This is a genomic window from Enterobacter chuandaensis (assembly GCF_003594915.1).
Classification (GTDB): domain Bacteria; phylum Pseudomonadota; class Gammaproteobacteria; order Enterobacterales; family Enterobacteriaceae; genus Enterobacter; species Enterobacter chuandaensis.
This window is the reverse complement of record NZ_QZCS01000003.1, coordinates 101,377-115,777: the sequence shown is the minus strand read 5'-3', so window position 1 is coordinate 115,777 and position 14,401 is coordinate 101,377. Positions and strand designations below refer to the sequence as shown.

Here is a 14,401-nt window from a genome sequence, read left to right as displayed (position 1 = left end):
AGCTGTAATGGGTCAGGAAAAGTTATATATCGAGAAAGAGCTAAGCTGGTTAGCATTTAACGAACGTGTACTCCAGGAAGCGGCAGACAAAAGTAACCCGCTGATCGAACGCATGCGTTTTTTAGGCATTTATTCCAACAACCTGGATGAGTTCTACAAGGTTCGCTTTGCCGAGCTGAAAAGACGGATCATCATCAGCGAAGAACAGGGCTTAAACTCTCACTCGCGGCATCTGCTGGGCAAAATCCAGTCCCGCGTGTTGAAAGCCGATCAGGAATTTGACGGCCTGTATAACGAACTGCTGCTGGAGATGGCGCGCAATCAAATCTTCCTGATTAACGAACGTCAGCTTTCCGTTAACCAACAAAACTGGCTGCGCCATTACTTTAAACAGTACCTGCGCCAGCACATTACCCCGATTCTCATCAACCGCGAAACCGATCTGGTACAGTTCCTGAAGGACGACTACACCTATCTGGCGGTGGAAATTATTCGCGGTGAATCCATCCGTTACGCGCTGCTGGAGATCCCGTCCGACAAGGTGCCGCGTTTTGTGAACCTGCCGCCGGAAACCCCGCGCAGACGCAAGCCGATGATCCTGCTGGATAACATCCTGCGCTACTGTCTGGACGACATCTTCAAAGGCTTCTTCGATTACGATGCGTTAAACGCCTACTCGATGAAGATGACCCGTGACGCCGAATATGACCTGGTGCACGAGATGGAAGCCAGCCTGATGGAGCTGATGTCCTCCAGCCTGAAACAGCGCCTGACGGCCGAGCCGGTGCGCTTTGTTTATCAGCGCGACATGCCGGACGCCATGGTGGAGATGCTGCGCGAGAAACTGACCATTTCGCGCTATGACTCCATCGTGCCGGGTGGCCGTTATCACAACTTTAAAGACTTTATTGGCTTCCCGAACGTCGGCAAAGCCAATCTGGTGAACAAGCCGCTGCCGCGTCTGCGTCATATCTGGTTCGATAAGTTCCGCAACGGGTTCGACGCCATCCGCGAGCGCGACGTGCTGCTCTACTACCCCTACCACACCTTTGAACACGTGCTGGAACTGCTGCGTCAGGCCTCGTTCGACCCGAACGTGCTGGCGATCAAAATCAACATCTACCGCGTGGCGAAAGATTCCCGCATCATCGATGCGATGATCCATGCCGCGCACAACGGCAAAAAAGTCACCGTGGTGGTTGAGCTGCAGGCGCGCTTCGACGAAGAGGCCAACATTCACTGGGCGCGCCGTCTGACGGAAGCGGGCGTGCACGTGATCTTCTCCGCGCCGGGGCTGAAAATTCACGCCAAGCTGTTCCTGATCTCCCGTAAAGAGGGCGATGACGTGGTGCGCTATGCCCACATTGGTACCGGGAACTTTAACGAAAAAACCGCGCGGATCTACACCGATTACTCGCTCTTAACCGCTGACGCCCGCATCACCAACGAGGTGCGCCGGGTCTTTAACTTTATCGAAAACCCGTACCGTCCGGTGAGCTTCGACTATCTGCTGGTCTCGCCGCAGAACTCGCGCCGCCTGCTGTACGATATGATCGACAAAGAGATTGCCAATGCCCAGAAAGGGCTGTCGTCCGGCATCACGCTGAAGCTCAACAATCTGGTCGACAAAGGGCTGGTGGACAGGCTGTACGCGGCGTCCAGCTCCGGCGTGCCGGTTAACCTGCTGATCCGCGGCATGTGCTCGCTCATTCCGGAACTGGAAGGCATCAGCGACAATATTCGCGTCATCAGCATTGTTGACCGCTACCTGGAACACGATCGGGTCTATATTTTCGATAATGCTGGCGATAAACAGGTCTATCTCTCCTCGGCAGACTGGATGACACGCAATATTGACTACCGAATTGAAGTCGCAGCGCCGCTGCTGGATCCGCGTCTTAAACAGCGTATCCTCGACATTATCGAGATCCTGTTCAGCGATACGGTGAAAGCTCGCTATATCGACAAAGAACTCAGTAACCGCTATGTACCGCGCGGCAACCGTCGTAAAGTGCGGTCGCAACTGGCGATTTACGACTATATCAAATCACTCGAGCAACCCGATTAACCTATGCCGATAAATGATAAGACCCCACGTCCGCAGGAATTCGCCGCGGTCGATCTAGGCTCAAACAGTTTCCACATGGTCATCGCCCGTGAGGTGGATGGCGCGCTGCAGATCATCGGTCGCCTGAAGCAGCGCGTCCACCTGGCGGATGGTCTTGATGAACGCAGCATGCTCAGCGAAGAGGCGATGGAGCGCGGGTTAAACTGCCTGTCGCTGTTTGCTGAACGCCTGCAGGGCTTCTCGCCCTCCAGCGTGTGCATCGTGGGCACCCACACGCTGCGCCAGGCGCTAAACGCGCCGGAGTTCCTCAAGCGGGCCGAAAAAGTGATCCCCTACCCGATTGAGATCATCTCCGGTAACGAGGAAGCGCGTTTGATTTTCATGGGTGTTGAGCACACCCAACCGGAAAAAGGGCGCAAGCTGGTTATCGATATTGGCGGTGGCTCAACGGAACTGGTGATCGGCGAAGACTTTGAGCCGCGCCTGGTGGAAAGCCGTCGTATGGGCTGCGTCAGCTTCGCGCAGATGTATTTCCCGGGCGGCACCATCACCCGCGAGAACTTCCAGCGGGCGAAAATGGCGGCTGTCCAGAAGCTGGAAAATCTGGCCTGGCAGTACCGTATTCAGGGCTGGAACGTGGCGCTGGGGGCCTCGGGCACCATCAAGGCGGCGCATGAAGTGCTGCTGGCGATGGGTGAAAAAGACGGCTTTATCACGCCCGAACGCCTGACCCTGCTGACCGAAGAAGTGCTGAAGCATAAAAGTTTTGACGCCTTAAGCCTGCCGGGGCTTTCCGACGAGCGTAAGGCGGTCTTCGTGCCGGGGCTGGCGATCCTCTGCGGCGTGTTTGACGCGCTGGCGATCAAAGAGTTGCGCCTTTCCGATGGCGCGCTGCGTGAGGGCGTGCTGTATGAGATGGAAGGCCGCTTCCGCCATCAGGATATTCGCAGCCGCACCGCGCAGAGCCTGGCCAACCAGTACAACATCGACCGCGAACAGGCGAAGCGCGTGCTGGAAACCACAGTGCAGATGTACGAGCAGTGGGAGGAGCAAAATCCTAAGCTCGCGCACCCGCAGCTTGCCGCGCTGTTGAAATGGGCCGCGATGCTGCACGAGGTGGGGCTGAACATCAACCACAGCGGCATGCACCGCCATTCCGCCTATATTCTGCAAAACAGCGACCTGCCTGGCTTCAATCAGGAGCAGCAAACCATGATGGCGACCCTGGTGCGTTATCACCGCAAAGCCATCAAGCTCGACGATCTCCCGCGCTTCACGCTGTTCAAGAAAAAGCAGTTCCTGCCGTTAATTCAGCTGCTGCGCCTGGGCGTGCTGCTGAACAACCAGCGCCAGGCTACCACCACCCCGCCGACGCTGAAGCTCAAAACCGACGACCATCACTGGACGCTGAGCTTCCCGCACGACTGGTTCAGCCAGAACGCGCTGGTGCTGCTGGACCTGGAAAAAGAGCAGCAGTACTGGGAAGCGGTCACCGGCTGGATGCTCAAAATCGAAGAAGAGAGCGCGGACGTCGCCGCGTGAAGGCTTAGGCGTCCCCGGTGGACGCCTCTGCTTCCGGCAGTGACTCAAGCGCAACCGGGCTGCCGATCAGGTAGCCCTGGACATAATCGATACCCAGCGCGTGAACCGCACTACGTATCTCTTCAGTCTCCACATATTCTGCCACCACCAGCATCTTCTTCATGCGCGCCAGGTGACAGATAGACGCCACGATCTGGTAATCCAGGCTGTTGTTGACGATATTGCGGATAAAGCTGCCGTCGATCTTAAGAATATCGGCATCCACGCTTTTCAGTCGCGCATAGCTCGCATACCCGGTACCAAAATCATCAATTGCAATACGCACCCCTGTTTTCTGCAGCTGCCTGAGGGTGTGTAGCGCCTGCTCCGCGTTGCAGAAGGTGCTGCACTCCGTGACTTCAAAGATCAGCTGCCACGGCTCAATGGCATACTTCGCCAGCAGGCGGCTCACCTCAAGCGGGAACTGTACCCGGCACACGGTTGAAGGGGCCAGATTAATGGCAAAGCGCTGGCCGGGCAGCCTTTCGCGATGCGCCGCGAGGAAGCGCAGCGTGTGGTCCAGCACCCACAAATCCACCCGCGAAGAGAGGCCAAACTCCTGGGCGACGGGCAGGAACTGTTCAGGCGAGATCAACAACCCGTTTGCATCAGGCATGCGCAGCAACACTTCGTGATAACCATCACCGCGCAGGCCGCGAACGGGCTGCACTAACAGCGTAAATTCGTCGTTATCCAGCGCGTGCTGCAGGCGGCTCATCACCGCGACTTTATCCTTCAGGCTGCGCTGCAGATGGACGGCACCGCGCTGCTGAAGATTTTCCGGATGGTTAGAGGAGAGCGACAGATCGGCAACGACCCCGAGTTCACCCAGCACCAGATAGAGGTGGTTAACCGGCGAACGCACATAGCAGTAGCTCACACCCACCTGCGGCTGCAGCGGCATCCCGTCCCAGACAAAGCGGAACTGCTTGATATGTTGGTCGAGGGCCTCAATCCGCTGCTGGTGCGACTCGGCGTTAAGACGAACCGCCATGTCATACCCGGTCAGGTGATAGACCTGCTCATTGGACTGGAGCGTACCGTTAATCCACTGCGCCAGCTTCTGCTTGTACTGAATGCGCAGCAACACGCCATAGTTACGGCCCAGAACCTCCAGCTCAGGAATGCGCAGTAAACAGAGCGCCGACCAGGGGTTTTTCGCCAGATCGCGCGACAGCGCCCGCAGGTTAGGCATATGCACGACCGGGTCAAGCAGCGCCAGCCTGCGGGAACGTTTGTTCACCGTGCGCTGCCGCGTCGCCAGCATCGACATGTAAATCACAACAAACGAAAAGACCAGATAACTGGAAGAGGTGATCGCCAGCTGGATATCGTACCCCTGGTTCACAGGGATATAGCGATAAAAATAGTGAATAGAAACCAGCAGCACCGGCGTCCAGATCAGCGAAATCAGCTTATAGCCAAAACGCATCGCGCCCCAGAGCATCACCGGCATCAGTAGCGACAGGGTGTAGTTGGTGGTGAAAATCGAACTGTTTTCATTCAATGGCAACAACAGCAGCGAAAGCAACCCACCAAGTGCCACCGTCCACAGCAGAAATTCTGTTGCCGTCACCTTTTTGTCTATCTGCAAACGGATTTGCGAGATGAGGCTTTTGATATACCTCGGATGGCGAATCAGGCGAACAAGCAGATAGCTCAGCGGCACGCCCGTCAGCCCGCTGACCAGCAGCGCCTGATAGTTGATCAGCGTGCGAATATTGAGCGGGTTAAGCCCTGCCAGGCTCTGGCGACTCTCATATACGCCCAGATATACCGCGAACTGGAACAGCAGCAGAAACAGCGTCGCGGGGCAGAAGGCCTGCCAGAAGATGCGCTGCGCCATCAGCCGCACGTCGCCGTAAGCCGTCATATTACGTCTGGGGGCAAACACCCGGTAGCCACCCCAGCTGAGCACCAAAGGAACGACAAAATGGAGGATCCCTGCGACGGTTTCAAACAACCCAACCGACGGGTAATAGCGGATAAACAGGGATAATAAAATCCCGGGAAGCGCTTCCAGACCAAAAAACATCATCAGTGAAAGCAAAAATGAGAGCGGTAAATAATAAAGGGCCGCAATACCGTCCCCCAGCTGCGTGAACGTATTCGCCACGCTCAGCACAGGAAGTAAAGCCACCGGTAAAATAAGCGGCAATGCCCACCAGCGGTGTTTATTGTTTTTCAGAAAAGCGAAAATGTTCATAGATGCCCGATTAAACCCCTTTTTCTCCAGAGGGAAAAATAAAGACAGGCATCCAACCTGACCTGGCGCCGCCCGGCGACGTGCGGGGCGAACTGTGTGGAGGAAGGATTTTAAATAGCAGGGCCGGAAATCCGTTGACTTAAATCAAACTATTTTACGCAAATAAGTCTTACCTGAGATTTTTTTGAAATAATTTTCTTCATATTATCAATATGGTAAATGCAAATATTAATTTCAATAACAATAATTAATGTAAACGTTGACGGTTATTTACACATTACGGAATTGACCCTCTCATCCCGCTGTGCCTTAATATCCCCGTCGCCCAAAAGGGCATACCCAGGAAAAAGAGAGTGAGTCAGGCCACGCGTATGCGCAAACGACACCGTTTTAACACCCGGATGACCCGCATCATACTGCTCATCAGCTTCCTGTTTTTCTTTGGCCGCTTCGTTTACTCTTCAATCGGCGCCTGGTATCACCATCAGGATAAGACCCAGTCGCAGCAGTCCAGCCTGAACGTCGACGCCGCCGATCGCTAACCCACTGATGGGTTTTGCACCAGCCGAATAATTCCTGCGATCCCTTTGCTGAGGATTTTATCCTGCCGCATTACGATGGCGAGCTGGCGCTGCAGCATGGGCGTGAGCGACATAACGCAGAGTCCTTCACGGTCAGCGTCATGCTCAACCGCCATTCGCGGAACAATACTGTAGCCGAGCCCCACGCGAACCATACGTTTAATCGCCTCAATGCTGCCAAGCTGCATCACCGGCGCGATCGTTAACCCCTTGGCCGCAAACCAGCCATCAATGAGCGCCCGGGTACCGCTGCCTGACTCAAAGGCAATCAGCGGCTGAGCATGGAGCGCCTCCGGGGTTAACTCCCTGAAAGCGTCCTGCTGCTCCCGCGACGCGATAAAAACAAACTCCTCGTCCATCACCGGCATGACGTCCAGCGCTCTACCGCTGACCGGTAGCGTCACTAGCCCCATATCAAGACGGTTCTCTTCGATGGCCCTGACGATGTCAAGGGTGTTGCCTGTTGTTACACCCACCCGCAGGAGCGGATAGTCGCGGCGCAGCTGTTCCAGCAGGGGCGGCAGGAGGTGGATACAGGCCGTCGCCCCCGTGCCAAGGGTAATGGTCCCGCTGACATCGTGACTGAACGCGCTCACGGACCGGAGGGTTTCGTCCACAACCTGCTGAATGCGCTCTCCGTGCACCAGCAATGCCTCTCCGGCCGCTGTAGCCTTAATGCCCCGCCCGGTACGCTCCACCAGCCGCGTTTGCAGAAACTGCTCCAGCTGGCGTATTTGCAGGCTGACGGCGGGCTGGGAAATGCCCAGCAGATCCGCCGCAGCGGAAAAGCTGCCGCGCTGGATCACCAGACGGAACGTCGCGAGATAGCCGAGATTAAGCGTCGTCATTCAAAGTTTCTCTTATACAGCGCATAAGGTTGCAGGCCTGCCAGCACAATACCGCGCTCGCTATGCTCAGGACAACTGCATAACGGAATGAAAAACAATGGAAACACCTGCCCTGCCTCGCCGCCTTGCCTTTACTACCGGATGTAATCAGCTTATCAACTGGGGGATCTCATTTTATTTGCCCGGCACTTTTGCGCGGGCGATTTCAGCCGACCGGGGGTGGTCAGCGCCGCAGATTTACCTCGGCCTGACGCTGGCGATGTTGGTGATGGCCGCGGTCTCCCCATTTGTCGCCCGTCTGCTGGCACGCTTTGGCGGCCAGAAGGTGGTGATGGGCGGCACGCTGTTGATTGCCGCAAGCTGCGCGGGTATGGCGTATACCCGGACGCTGTCTGGCTGGTATGGCGCCTGGCTACTGTGCGGCCTCGGGATGCGCCTGTCGCTGTATGACGCACTGTTCGCCGCGCTGGTCAATCTTTATGGCCAGCAGGCACGCGGGACGATCTCACGTATTACGCTGATGGGCGGGCTGGCGTCTGCCGTCTTCTGGCCGCTGGGTGACGTTTTACTCAAGGTGATGGCATGGCAGGACGCGCTGAAAATATACGCCCTCTTCGGATTACTGAGCGCCCTGCTGCTTCGCCACTTACCGCGTCAGCGCTTTATGGTGAAGCCAAAAGCAAGCGCGCCGGTCTCGCCACGAGACAGGCGTAACGGCTGGCTGTATGCGACCTTTATTGCGCTCATTACCTTCGTCTCAAACGGGACCTCTACCCACCTTCCCGAGTTTATCGCCAGTTTCTGCCTGCCAGTCGCGGTCGGCATGCTGTGGGGGATCGGCCAGACGGGCGCGCGCTTTATGGCGGTGCTGGCGGGTGCACGCTTAACTCCGTTAAAACTCACGCTTTTTACTGCCCTTGCCATGCCGCTTTGTTTTCTCATCGGGCTGAGCAGCACCCTGTTTGCCTGGTGTGCCGCCGGATTTGTGCTGGGCTATGGCGCAATTAACGGGCTGGTAACCATTGTCAAAGCGACCCTGCCGCTGGAGCTGTTCAGCGCGGAACGTTACGCCAGCCGGACAGGCATGCTTCTCATCCCGGGCCAGCTGATGGCCGCGGCTTCCCCGTTTGCCTTTGCGTGGCTGAATAAAACACTGGGTATTACGGGCACGCTGTGGTTTTCGGTGAGCCTGACGCTGATTATCGCGGGGCTGGCGGTAAGTATGTTGAGATCGCAACCGCAGCAGGGCGTCCCTGCCCTGAGCGACTAGAGCACAAAGCCACCGTCAATAGTCAGGCTCGCTCCCGTCATATATCCGGACTCCTCGCCAGCAAGCCATGCGGCAAGCGATGCGATCTCGTCCGGCTGCCCGATGCGCTGCAAAGGGATATGCGCCACGATCTGTTCCGCCATTCCGGCCGTCATATCCGTGGCGATGGGGCCGGGCTGGATGTTGTTAATGGTGATCCGCTTAGGCGCCAGATCCAGCGCCAGGTTTTGCACCATCGCAGCCACCGCGGCTTTACTCATTGCGTAAACGCTGCTTCCCGCATGCCCGGTCCGCACTGCGGTGTTGCTGCCAATGGTGATCACTCTTCCCCCTTCCGCCATCCCATTTACTGCCGCCTGAATAGAGAGGAAAACCCCGCGCACGTTCACCGACAGCGTGGCATCCAGATCTTCCAGCGAGAATTCCTCAAGCCTTCCAAGCCGCAGAACGCCTGCGTTCACTACGGCGACATCCAGCCTGCCGTAATGTTTAATCGTGGTATCAACCGCAGCCTGAATAGCGGCAGCGTCCGCGCTATCCGCATTAATCGCCAGCGCCTGTCCGCCCGCATCAGCAATGGATGAGACAAGCGCATTCGCCCGGTCCGGGCGTGATACCCACGTCACGGCAACGCGATACCCTTCCTTCGCCAATCGCACCGCTATAGCCGCGCCAATTCCACGTGCGCCGCCGAAAATCAAAGCGACTTTTTGACTATTCATCATATTTTCTCCGGTCAGTTTGCGCACCCGATGGGGCGCCTGGAGATACCATGCCAGCAAACAGCCTGTTGTGCCCGGGCAGAATGTATCACACTGTATCTGCCCCATCAGGCTTACGCGTCGATACAAAAACCCCGCATAAGCAAACAGGTGCGATACATAAAAATGGTCTGCTGTCTCTCGTGACATTCCCCACGAGGAGATACCGAAATGATTCGCCAGCATCTGTTGCTTTCCATACTCGCCCTGACGACTTCCGTCTGCGCTGCCCCCCTGAGCGGCCTCAGCGCCGCCGACGTTAACGGCCCTGCCGCCGTTGCGCCGCTGGAACACCCGCAGCCGCCCGCCAGGCTGATCGTCGATCCGCCGCTTGCCGGGCCGCTAAGCAAAGGCGCGGTGTTTATCCAGTACCGTGCCGAAAACCTGCGCATCGAGCCGGTATTTGGCCCCGAGGCGCTCAAGGTGACCCCGCGCATCGGGCACATTCACGTGGTGGTGGACGGCGCGCCGTGGCACTGGGCTGACGCCAGCGGCGAGCCGGTGATCCTGGTGGGGCTGCCCGCCGGTAAGCACAAGGTAACGATCATCCTGGCCGACCCAACACACAAGCCGCTCGACCACAAAACTATTGAATTCACCGTCCCGCCCCACGCGGCGGTCCACCATTTTTAAGGAGTCTGAACATGAAAGCATTGTCTGTACTGACGGCTGGCCTGCTGGCGCTTTCCGCCAGTGCCTTCGCGGAAAGTAAAACCAGCGTTGTGCTGGTGCACGGCGCGTTTGCCGACGGCAGCAGCTGGAATAAGGTGATTACCCTGCTGCAGAAACAGCACGCAGAGGTCATTGCCGTCCAGCTCCCGCTCACCTCGCTTAAGGATGATGTTGCCGCCACAAAACGGGCCGTCGCCCGTGCGAAGGGTGACGTGGTGCTGGTGGGCCACTCCTGGGGCGGCACCGTCATTAGCGAGGCGGGCAACGATGCGCGGGTAAAATCGCTGGTATATGTGGCGGCATTCGCGCCGGACTCCGGCCAGTCGACGGCGGATCTGGCAGGAAGCTACCCTGCGCCACCGGGCAGCGCGGGTATCGCTAAAACGGCGGACGGCTATTTATACCTGCCGACGGAAGCCGTCAGGAAGGACTTCGCGCCTGACGTGAAACCGGGTGAACAAAACGCTATTGCGGCCACGCAGGGGCCGATTAAGGCCGATGCTTTTAGTGAAAAGGTCGCCCACGCGGCGTGGCATGACAAACCGAGCTGGTTTGTGGTCAGCAAACAGGATCGGATGATCAATCCTGACCTGGAGCGCGCGATGGCGAAGGCGATTCATGCGAAAACCACCGAGGTGGCGGCAAGCCACGTGTCGATGGTCAGCCAGCCGCAGATCGTTGCCCGGACGATTGAGCAGGCGATCGACGCAAAGTAATATTTTGCGAACTGTAGGCCGGGTAAGCGCAGCGCCACCCGGCAAAAAACAGCCTCAGCGCCCGCCATACGCGGGATAATCGCGATTAATCCACGCGTGGTCATCTTCCCACGTAAACATCCACTTGCGCACCGGCCCGGCCATCACGTTGAGGTAATAGCTGTCATACCCGGCCATCGTTGCCACCGGGTGGTACCCCTTCGGCACCATCACCACGTCACGGTTGTAGACCGCCATGCACTCATCCAGCGTTCGGTCGTCGGTGTAGACGCGCTGCATGCAGAACCCCTGCTCCGGGTTGAGGCGATGGTAGTAGGTCTCCTCAAGATACGTCTCGTGCGGCGGGTTATCCGTGTCGTGCTTGTGGCTCGGGTACGAGCTGGTGCAGCCCTCATTGGTCCACACCTCCACCACCAGCAGGCTGTCGGCGGGCTTGTCTTCCGGCAGAATGTTGTGCACGTAGCGCTGGTTGTGCCCCTTGCCGCGCGCTTCGCCGTCAATATCCTGCGGGGCAATCAGGCGCGTCGGGTACGTGCCTTTACCCGGCGCGGCGCAGACCGCCAGCTCCAGTTTCGTCAGCGCCTTCACCTGCACCGTCTCCTGCGGGGTGACATACACCGCCCACGGCTTAACGCGCTCGAACGGGCTCATCCGCTCGCCGATGTCGTTAAACTGCGCGGAAGGGGTGCGGATGGAGGCGCGCCCGGCGACCAGCACCAGGCAGCGCTCTTCGCTGACGGCGGGCAGCGTCAGCGTCTGCCCCTCCTGCAGCTCATACGCCTCAAACCCAACGTATCCCCACCCTGCGCGTTCCGGCGTGACGGACTGGGTGCGCCCCTCCGCGTTCGGCTGTTGCCAGCGTGATAACAGACGTGACATGTCACCTCCTCAAATCAGTCCGGCGTCGCGCGCCAGGCGGCTCAGGTTGTTATACCCCAGACGAGCGTAAGTCAGCGGATGGGCAACCGCCGGATCCTGCTCGGCCTCAACCACCAGCCAGCCGTGATAGTCCTGCGCCTTCAGCAGGCTCATGATCGGCGGGTAATCCACGCAGCCGTCGCCCGGCACGGTAAACACGCCGCTCAGTACCGCATCGAGGAAGCTGGTTTTGCGGTTTTTAACCTCCGCCAGCACGTCGGCACGCACGTCTTTGCAGTGGACGTGGTTGATACGCGACGCCCAGCGCTGCGCCACCGCCAGCGGATCGGCCCCGGCAAAGGTCAGATGACCGGTGTCCAGCAGCAATCCGACCGCTTCGCCGGTATGGGTCATCAGATTGTCCACGTCGTCGGCGGACTCAATCACCGTCCCCATATGGTGGTGATAGGCAATCTGCCCCCCCTGCTGCTGCGTATAGCGGGCAAACTCGGTAAGCTTCTCGCCGTACTCCTTCCAGCGCGCCTGCGGGAAGCGCGGGCGCAGATGCACCGGGGTCTGCTGCTCGCCGTGAATACAGCCGCTCACTTCCGCAAACACCAACACCTTCGCCCCCAGCTCGCGCAGCAGCGTCAGGTGCGGCTGCACGGCGGCAATCTCCTCCTCCACGCTGCGCTCCAGCAGGCGGCCGGAGTACCAGCCGGAGACCAGCTGCAGGTCGTGGCGCTGCAAAATCGGGCCAAGCAGGCGCGCTTCGCGCGGGAATTTATTGCCCAGCTCGAAACCGGCAAAACCGGCCTCTTTCCCTTCACTCAGACAGGTCTCCAGCGACGTCTCCGCGCCGAGAGAAGGCAGATCGTCGTTCGTCCACGTCAGCGGGTTAATGCCCAGTTGTACACTCATTGTCATCTCCATTATGCGTGTCCGCGCTCGCGCCACCAGGCGATAAGCTGCAGGTAGTTGTCCCGGATGCGCGCCACCAGCTGCGCATCGTCAATATCGTGTTTCAGCCACGCGCGGGAAGCCTCGCCAAACAGCGTGCGGCCCACGGCAAAGCCTTTGACTACCGTCTGCCCCGCTGCGGCTCTGAAGTCGGCGCGCAGCTGTTCCGCCGGTGCGTCCAGGCCGAGGATCACCACCCCGCGGCAGTGCGGGTCCCGGCGTTCGATAATCTCGCTCAGCGCCGTCCAGCCGTCGGCCGTGAGCGGCGGCAGCTTCCACCAGTCCGGGTAAATGCCCAGGTTGTAGAAGCGGGAGATGGCGCGCAGGTAAAGCTCGTCGCTGCGCGGCATGCTGGCGGGCAGGATCACCTCCAGCAGCAGCTCGTGCCCGGACCGGCAGCAGGCGTGGTACACCTCGGCGATTTTCTGCTCCTGCTCCAGGCGCAGGCCGTGGGCGTCTTCCGGGTGAAAGAAGACCAGGCACTTCACCACGTGCTCCTGCGGCCAGCTGATAAGCTGGGTGCCGATGTTGCCGTGCTCCATCTCCAGCGGCCGGGAGCCCGGCAGCTCGATGGGGCGACCAATCCACCACCCTTCCCCGGTGATCGCGTTCAGCGCGTCCTGACCAAAGGTGCCGTCGCACAGCAGACCGGCTTTGCCCTCCAGCCCGGCGCGGCTCGCCGCCTCGCGGCTGGCCTGCAGGATCAGCTGTTTCAGCGCCGGAATGCGCTTAAGCGACGCGCCGCACTGCATCGCCATATCCTCAAGCTGGCTGCGGTGATCGAAGGCCATCACGCACAGCTCCGGCCATTCGCGGCGGCGGGTGGTGACCCGGTGCAGATGGTTAAGACGCGAGTCAAGATCCGGGCGTGGCACAACCGCAGCGCGGGAGAGATAGTCATCCAGCTCGATTTTGCTCGGCATCGCCGGGGCGCAGCCGTGGCGCGAGACCACCAGCGCGCCGCAGGCGTTGGCGTAGCGGCACGCCTGCTCCCAGCCCTCGTCGTTCAGGTAGCCGCGCAGCAGGCCGGACATAAACGCGTCCCCCGCGCCGAGGACGTTCAGCACCTCCACGCGCACGCCGGTGACCGTCAGGCCGTCGTCCAGCCGGGGCGGAATGGCGTCGGTATAGACTGAGCAGCCCAGCGCGCCGCGCTTGCAGACCAGCGCTGCGTCACTGACGGCGCGCACCTGTCCCAGCGCCTGCAGGGTATCCGTACTGCCGCCCGCAATGTGAAATTCCTCTTCGGTACCGACAATGACGTCGAAGAGGTGCAGCACCTCCTGCAGCTCGCAGGTGACCTGGTCGGCGGCGATAAAGCGTGTTTCGCCGTCGCCTAAAGAGGTCAGCCCCCACAGCACCGGACGGTAGTCGATGTCCAGCACCGTGCGCACGCCGTGACGGCGGGCATAGCCCAGCGCCGTCAGCACCGCCTCGCGGGTCTGCGGATGAGAAAGGTGGGTCCCGGTGATGGCAAGACAACGTGCGGAGGCAATGTAGCTTTCGTCCACATCGCTGGCGGTAATCGCCATATCCGCGCAGTTATCGCGATAAAAAATCAGAGGAAAGGTGTCCCGGTCTTTAATGCCGAGTAGCACCAGCGCCGTAAGGCGTTGTTTATCGGTAATCAGATGACTGGTATCACAGCCCACCTGGTTGAGCTCTTCGCGCAGGAAGCGGCCCATATGTTCATCGCCGACGCGCGCCAGCATCGACGAGCGCAGACCCTGACGCGCGGTGCCATACGCCACGTTGCCGGACGAGCCGCCGAGATATTTGGCGAAGCTCGACACATCCTCCAGGCGGGCACCAATCTGCTGACTGTAGAGGTCTACCGCCACGCGGCCCATGCATATCACATCAAACTGCTTTTCCACGTT

General features: G+C 59.1%; 12 protein-coding genes. 6 read left to right on the top strand and 6 right to left on the bottom strand.

Annotation, left to right across the window (positions count from 1 at the left end):
- The first annotated feature begins 7 nt into the window (after window positions 1-7).
- On the top strand, window positions 8-2,068 hold the full coding sequence (ppk1, locus tag D5066_RS06125; protein WP_080328448.1) for a polyphosphate kinase 1: 2,061 nt from the start codon (window positions 8-10) through the stop codon (window positions 2,066-2,068).
- A gap of 3 nt (window positions 2,069-2,071) precedes the next feature.
- Window positions 2,072-3,610: an exopolyphosphatase gene (ppx, locus tag D5066_RS06120; protein ID WP_119915374.1), complete on the top strand. Its 1,539-nt coding sequence runs from the start codon at window positions 2,072-2,074 to the stop codon at window positions 3,608-3,610.
- A gap of 4 nt (window positions 3,611-3,614) precedes the next feature.
- Here ppx and D5066_RS06115 read toward each other — a convergent pair whose 3' ends face one another.
- Window positions 3,615-5,855 (bottom strand): EAL domain-containing protein, encoded by a 2,241-nt coding sequence (locus tag D5066_RS06115; protein ID WP_119915373.1) that lies wholly within the window; start codon window positions 5,853-5,855, stop codon window positions 3,615-3,617.
- A gap of 353 nt (window positions 5,856-6,208) precedes the next feature.
- On the opposite strand from D5066_RS06115, the gene D5066_RS06110 reads away from it, so the two are divergent.
- Window positions 6,209-6,397 carry a YfgG family protein gene (locus D5066_RS06110; protein WP_116343197.1) on the top strand — a complete coding sequence of 63 codons (189 nt, stop codon included), beginning with the start codon at window positions 6,209-6,211 and terminating at the stop codon, window positions 6,395-6,397.
- On the opposite strand, the gene D5066_RS06105 is transcribed toward D5066_RS06110, so the two are convergent.
- Window positions 6,394-7,284: a LysR family transcriptional regulator gene (locus D5066_RS06105; protein WP_119915372.1), complete on the bottom strand. Its 891-nt coding sequence runs from the start codon at window positions 7,282-7,284 to the stop codon at window positions 6,394-6,396. The genes D5066_RS06110 and D5066_RS06105 overlap by 4 nt on opposite strands.
- 97 nt (window positions 7,285-7,381) lie before the next feature.
- Between D5066_RS06105 and D5066_RS06100 the strand changes: the two genes are divergently transcribed.
- Window positions 7,382-8,554, top strand: a complete 1,173-nt coding sequence (locus tag D5066_RS06100) for an MFS transporter (RefSeq protein WP_119915371.1) — start codon at window positions 7,382-7,384, stop codon at window positions 8,552-8,554.
- Here D5066_RS06100 and D5066_RS06095 read toward each other — a convergent pair.
- On the bottom strand, window positions 8,551-9,276 hold the full coding sequence (locus tag D5066_RS06095; RefSeq protein WP_080328647.1) for an SDR family oxidoreductase: 726 nt from the start codon (window positions 9,274-9,276) through the stop codon (window positions 8,551-8,553). The genes D5066_RS06100 and D5066_RS06095 overlap by 4 nt on opposite strands.
- Window positions 9,277-9,486: 210 nt before the next feature.
- On the opposite strand from D5066_RS06095, the gene D5066_RS06090 reads away from it, so the two are divergent.
- Window positions 9,487-9,948 (top strand): DUF6130 family protein, encoded by a 462-nt coding sequence (locus D5066_RS06090; RefSeq protein ID WP_080328443.1) that lies wholly within the window; start codon window positions 9,487-9,489, stop codon window positions 9,946-9,948.
- Between the two features lie 11 nt (window positions 9,949-9,959).
- Window positions 9,960-10,703 carry an alpha/beta fold hydrolase gene (locus D5066_RS06085; protein ID WP_119915370.1) on the top strand — a complete coding sequence of 248 codons (744 nt, stop codon included), beginning with the start codon at window positions 9,960-9,962 and terminating at the stop codon, window positions 10,701-10,703.
- 54 nt (window positions 10,704-10,757) lie between these two features.
- On the opposite strand, the gene iolB is transcribed toward D5066_RS06085, so the two are convergent.
- The 3 genes from iolB to D5066_RS06070 are packed head-to-tail and all read right to left on the bottom strand — an operon-like array spanning window position 10,758 to window position 14,398.
- Window positions 10,758-11,582, bottom strand: coding sequence for a 5-deoxy-glucuronate isomerase (gene iolB / locus D5066_RS06080; protein ID WP_119915369.1), 825 nt, complete (start codon window positions 11,580-11,582; stop codon window positions 10,758-10,760).
- 9 nt (window positions 11,583-11,591) lie between these two features.
- Entirely contained in the window at window positions 11,592-12,482 is an 891-nt protein-coding gene (gene iolE, locus D5066_RS06075; RefSeq protein ID WP_119915368.1) for a myo-inosose-2 dehydratase, read from the bottom strand.
- Window positions 12,483-12,493: 11 nt separating this feature from the next.
- On the bottom strand, window positions 12,494-14,398 hold the full coding sequence (locus tag D5066_RS06070) for a bifunctional 5-dehydro-2-deoxygluconokinase/5-dehydro-2-deoxyphosphogluconate aldolase (protein ID WP_119915367.1): 1,905 nt from the start codon (window positions 14,396-14,398) through the stop codon (window positions 12,494-12,496).
- Window positions 14,399-14,401: the final 3 nt, after the last annotated feature.

Coding starts and splice junctions, on each gene's coding strand:
- ppk1 (WP_080328448.1), top strand. CDS start 8: ATGGGTCAGGAAAAGTTATATATCGAGAAAGAGCTAAGCTGGTTAGCA.
- ppx (WP_119915374.1), top strand. CDS start 2,072: ATGCCGATAAATGATAAGACCCCACGTCCGCAGGAATTCGCCGCGGTC.
- D5066_RS06115 (WP_119915373.1), bottom strand. CDS start 5,855: ATGAACATTTTCGCTTTTCTGAAAAACAATAAACACCGCTGGTGGGCA.
- D5066_RS06105 (WP_119915372.1), bottom strand. CDS start 7,284: ATGACGACGCTTAATCTCGGCTATCTCGCGACGTTCCGTCTGGTGATC.
- D5066_RS06100 (WP_119915371.1), top strand. CDS start 7,382: ATGGAAACACCTGCCCTGCCTCGCCGCCTTGCCTTTACTACCGGATGT.
- D5066_RS06095 (WP_080328647.1), bottom strand. CDS start 9,276: ATGAATAGTCAAAAAGTCGCTTTGATTTTCGGCGGCGCACGTGGAATT.
- D5066_RS06090 (WP_080328443.1), top strand. CDS start 9,487: ATGATTCGCCAGCATCTGTTGCTTTCCATACTCGCCCTGACGACTTCC.
- D5066_RS06085 (WP_119915370.1), top strand. CDS start 9,960: ATGAAAGCATTGTCTGTACTGACGGCTGGCCTGCTGGCGCTTTCCGCC.
- iolB (WP_119915369.1), bottom strand. CDS start 11,582: ATGTCACGTCTGTTATCACGCTGGCAACAGCCGAACGCGGAGGGGCGC.
- iolE (WP_119915368.1), bottom strand. CDS start 12,482: ATGAGTGTACAACTGGGCATTAACCCGCTGACGTGGACGAACGACGAT.